Origin of the sequence: Streptomyces sp. NRRL B-24572, assembly GCF_002156145.1 — a bacterium.
GTDB lineage: Bacteria > Actinomycetota > Actinomycetes > Streptomycetales > Streptomycetaceae > Streptomyces > Streptomyces vietnamensis.
Window position 1 is genome coordinate 1 of sequence record NZ_MWIG01000179.1, and the last position, 5,101, is coordinate 5,101.

Annotated in this window: 2 protein-coding genes; both read left to right on the forward strand. The window is 66.9% G+C overall.

Going from position 1 to position 5,101, the window contains the following annotated elements:
* Positions 1 to 4,497: DNA/RNA non-specific endonuclease (locus tag CCN56_RS11640; protein WP_179199802.1), on the forward strand; the 4,497-nt coding region annotated here is incomplete at its 5' end.
* Positions 4,491 to 5,033, forward strand: a complete 543-nt coding sequence (locus CCN56_RS44435; RefSeq protein ID WP_256961917.1) for an SMI1/KNR4 family protein — start codon at positions 4,491 to 4,493, stop codon at positions 5,031 to 5,033. The genes CCN56_RS11640 and CCN56_RS44435, both read left to right, overlap by 7 nt.
* Positions 5,034 to 5,101: the final 68 nt, after the last annotated feature.

Sequence of the window (5,101 nt, forward strand, 5' to 3'; positions counted from 1 at the left end):
TACAACTACCCGCAGACCGGCGACGACCCGAAGTACCACTGGTGGACCAAGACGATCACCGATCGCATCCAGGGCACCACGGGTTACACCTACGCGGCCGACACCGGGAACCCCAAGTTCACGGCCACCAAGGTCACCGACGCCGAGAACCACGCCACGGACTACGTCACGGACGACTTCGGCCGCCCGGTCCGGACGACGAACCCCAAGTCGCAGACCACGCAGATGTCGTGGGACGCGGACAACAACGTCACGTACCTCGAGGAGGCCAACGGCGCCAAGACCGCGTACTGCTACGACCCGAAGACGGGCTACCCGCTCTGGCAGCGCGACGCGGAGAACAACAGGGCCGGCGTGCCGGACCAGACGGCGACCTGCGTCTCCGACCCCGCCAAGTGGCCGGCGTACGCGGCGAAGTACGAGTACCAGACCCGCGCCGACGGCTTCTCCGCGGACCTCTTCCGCAAGACGTCACGGGAGGGCCGCGCCTGGCAGTTCGGCTACGACGCCTTCGGCAACCTGAAGACGGTCACCGACCCCAAGGGCGTCGCCACCACGACGGCGGGTGACTACACCACGTCGTACGAGTACGACGCCTACGGCGAGCTGACCAAGGCGACGGACGCCAACGGACACCCGACGACCAACAGCGGCTTCGGCCCGACGGGTTACCCGTCCACCATCACCGACGCGCTGGGCAAGTCGTCGACGTTCGTCTACGACGTACGCGGTCAGGTCACCGAGGTCACCGACGCGCTGGGGAAGAAGACGACGCAGTCGTACGACACGTTCGGCCGTCCGCTGGTGAAGACCGTGCCCAAGGACCAGGCCGCCGGCGACCTGATCACCTTCCAGGCTCCGGTCTACGACGCCAACGACAACATCACCACGTCCACGGCGCCCAACGGCGCGGTGTCCACCGCGGTGTACGACGCCGCGGACCAGATGGTCTCGTCGACGGACCCGAAGGACACGCCGACCGGTCCCGAGCGCAGGACCGACTACACGTACGACAAGACCGGTCATCTGAGGACGACGGTCCAGCCCAAGGGCACCGCGACCACCGGGGACCCCGGCGACTACGTCACGACCCACACCTACGACGAGCTCTACAAGCTCGTCTCCGTGGTGAACGCGGTCGGCGACAAGATCTCCTACGAGTACGACAACGTCGGCAACCTCCTCAAGGTCGTCGACCCGAAGAAGAACGCGACCGCCGACACCACCGACTACACCAGCAAGATGTCGTACGACCTCGATCACCGGACCGTCTCGATGAGCGACGCCCTGGGCAACACGAGTTCGCGCACCTACGACAAGGACTCGCTCGTCGTCTCCAGCAAGGACCCCGAGAACAACGAGACCCTGATCACCTACGACGAGCGCGGCAAGCAGACCGAGGTCAAGGTCCCGCACAAGGGCACCTCGCCGATCGTCTACCGGACGACCCGGTACGAGTACGACCAGGTCGGCAACACCACCAAGGTGATCACCCCGCGGGGAGTGGAGACGGCGAACGCCGACGACTTCACCTCCCGGACCGAGTACGACGCGCTGAACCGCCCGGTGAAGCAGTTCCAGCCGTACGACCCGGCCGACGCCCGCTACAACGACCCGAACGTCTACACCGAGACCGAGTACGACGCCGTCGGCCGGGTCGCCAGGACCTCCCTGCCGCCGTCCGAGGGCCAGACGGTCCGCAACGACACCACGTACCGCTACTTCGACAACGGCTGGACCAAGTCGACGACGGACCCGTGGGACATCGTCACCACGTACGACTACAACGAGCTGGGCCGCCAGACCGCCCGTACCCTCACCTCTGCGGGAGGCTCGTCCAACCGCACGATGAGCTGGTCGTTCTACCCGGACGGCAAGCTGAAGTCGAAGTCGGACAACGGTGTACCGGTCGGCAGCGCCGTCCCGCTCGTCGACAACTCCGACACCCAGAACACCAGCTCCACCGGTACGTGGACCCACGCCAGCCTCCCCGGCCAGCAGGGCTTCGACCACCAGGTCCACGCCGCGGGTGCCGGGACGGACGCGTTCACGTGGACGCTGAACATCCCCAAGGACGGCACCTACACGGCGTACGTGCGCTACCCCCAGGTCGCCGGTGCCGCGACGACCGCGAAGTACACGGTGACCAAGTCCGACGGCACCACCACGGACGTCATCAGGAACCAGACCACGACCCCGGGCGCCTGGGTGAGCCTCGGCTCGTTCGCCTTCGCCCAGGGCAACGCGGCCAAGCTGCGGCTGTTCCAGAACAGCGCGGGTGCGGTCGTCGCCGACGGCGTGAAGCTCGTCCGCGACAACGCGGCCGACACCGACAACGAGAAGCACGCCTTCGCCTACGGCTACGACGTCAACGGCAATCTGACGTCGATCGACGACACCTCCCCCGGTGCACCGGTCGATGCCTACACCATCGCCTACACGGGCCTCGACCAGATCCAGAAGGTCACCGAGTCGCTGGCCGGACAGGAGAAGAAGTCCACCGCCTACACCTACGACGCCGACAGCCTGCCGGACACCGTCAGCCATCCCGACCAGTTCTCCAAGTACACCTACGACACCCGTGATCTGACGAAGACGGTCTCGGTCGGAAAGTCGGCCACGGACGCGTCCCCCAAGGTCACGTCGTACACGTACAACTCCCGCGGCCAGGTCCTGCGGCAGACCAAGGACAACGGCAACACCGTCGACAGCACCTACTTCCTCGACGGTTCGGTCGCGTCCACCGTGGAGAAGAAGGCGGGCGGCACGCTGGTCGCCTCGCACACCTACCAGTACGACGGCAACGGCAACCCGACGCAGGACGTCACGAAGAAGATGGACGCCGACAACCACACGGCGTACCTCGACTCCACCACCGACTACACCTACGACCCGGTCGACCGGCTCGCCAGGTCCGTCAAGACCGGCAACGGCGCGTCGACGGACACCTACGTCCACGACGACAACGCCAACGTCGTCAGCCAGACCGTCAAGGGCACGACCACCACGTTCTCCTTCGACCGCAACCGGCTGCAGAGCTCGTCCGTCGCCGGTACGGCGTTCCAGTACAACTACGACCCGTTCGGCCGCCAGGAGTCGGTCACGAGCAACGGCAGGGTCGTCGGGCGCAGCGTGTACGACGGCTTCGACCACGTCGTCGAGTCCCAGAAGCCGGACGCGACCGGCGCGATGAAGTCGACGACGTACACCTTCGACCCGCTCGACCGCACCCTGTCCACGACCGCCGACGGCAAGACCACGGACTTCGAGTACCTGGGTCTTTCCAGCGAGGTCCTGGACGAGAAGGTCGCCGGCCAGCTGTCGAAGTCCTACCAGTACAGCCCGTGGGGCGAGCGCCTGTCCCAGATCAAGCACACCGACGGCACGGACGAGGCCACGTACTACAGCTACAACGGCCACACCGACGTCGACGCGCTGACCGACAAGAACGGTGACACCAAGGCCACGTACGGCTACACCGCCTACGGCAGCGACGACGAGTCGGAGTTCACCGGCATCGACAAGCCCGACGCCCAGAACCCCGCCAAGGAGGACTACAACCCGTACCGCTACAACGCCAAGCGCTGGGACGCCCAGTCCGACACGTACGACATGGGCTTCCGCGACTACAACCCGGGCCTCAACCGCTTCACCACCCGGGACATGTACACCGGCGCGCTGGCCGACATGGGTCTCGGGACCGACGCGTTCACCGGCAACCGCTACGCCTTCACCGGCGGCAACCCGGTGAGCAACGTCGAACTGGACGGCCACTTCGCCCTCATCGACGACCTCGCCGAGGGCGCCATCCTGCTCGTGGCGGTCGCCGCGGTCGTCACCTACGAGGTCGTGGTGAACGACCAGGACGTGCAGACCGCCATCAACGACACCTTCGACTCGATCGTGGAGGGCATCGGCGACCTCTTCGAGGACGACGACCCGGAGCCGGAGCCGACCACCGATCCGATCCCCCTGCCGATCCCGGGGCCGGACGAGGACACGACCAACAGGAAGCGGTGTGCGGACGACCCCAAGTCGTCCCGCTTCCAGTACCAGCCGCTGGACGGGGAGGGTCGTGCCCAGGGCGCGACCGCGCTGATCTGCCCGGAGGACCTCAAGGCTCCGCTCGCGCCCCGGGACACCGGCACGGTGAACGTGTACGGGTTCCCGGACCCCGCGCAGAACACGAACCGGTCGGGCAAGGGCAACATCTTCGACCGCACGCACATCGTCGGTGACAAGGTGGGCGGCGACTGGGTCGACGAGAACCTCTTCACCGGGTTCTCCCGCATGAACAAGAGCGGCATGCGGCGGTGCGAGATCCAGATGGAGAAGCAGCTCGCGGCCGGGAAGTGGGTCATGTACACGGGCAAGGTCAACTACAGCCACACGACGGGATACGCGGACAGCATCACGATGTCCGCGTACACCGAGGACGGAGTACTGTTCAGCAACGTCGTGGTACAGAACAGCCCGGATTGGCAGACGACATGCTGAGGATCGAAGAGCTGGAGGCCGTCCTCCCGGCCATGGTGCCGTGGCGTGCGGCGGCGGGACGCGGAGTGGACTGGGCCGTCCTCGAGGCGGCCCTCGGGACGGCTCTGCCCTCGGACTTCCGTGCTCTGGCGGAGGCGTATCCGGTCCTGGTCGTCGACGACTTCCTGACGGTGTCCGTGCCCCGGCCCGGCACCGAGGCGTTGTGGGCGTCCGAGGCCAGGGACGACGAGATCCTTCAGGACCTGTTCGAGATGGGCGACACCGGGGACTACGTCCCCTTCCCGCAGCCGGGTGGTCTGATCTCCTGGGCGTCGTCCTCCTCGGGGGACACCTTCTACTGGAGGACGAGCCCGGCCGATCCGGACGCGTGGCCGGTCGTCGTGCGCGGAGACAACGGCGACTGGTCGGAGTTCCCGGTCGGTGCCGTCGCCTTCCTGGCCGGCGTGTACGGTCGCACGATCGACGTGGGCGGCATGCCCGGGGACTTCCCCGGCCTTGACCCCCGGGTAGTGGGCCTGAGCGACGACGCCCACTGACCGACGACCGATCCGCACGCGCACATGAACGGCGATCGCCCCCAGGGTCTCCTGGGGGCGATCGTCGT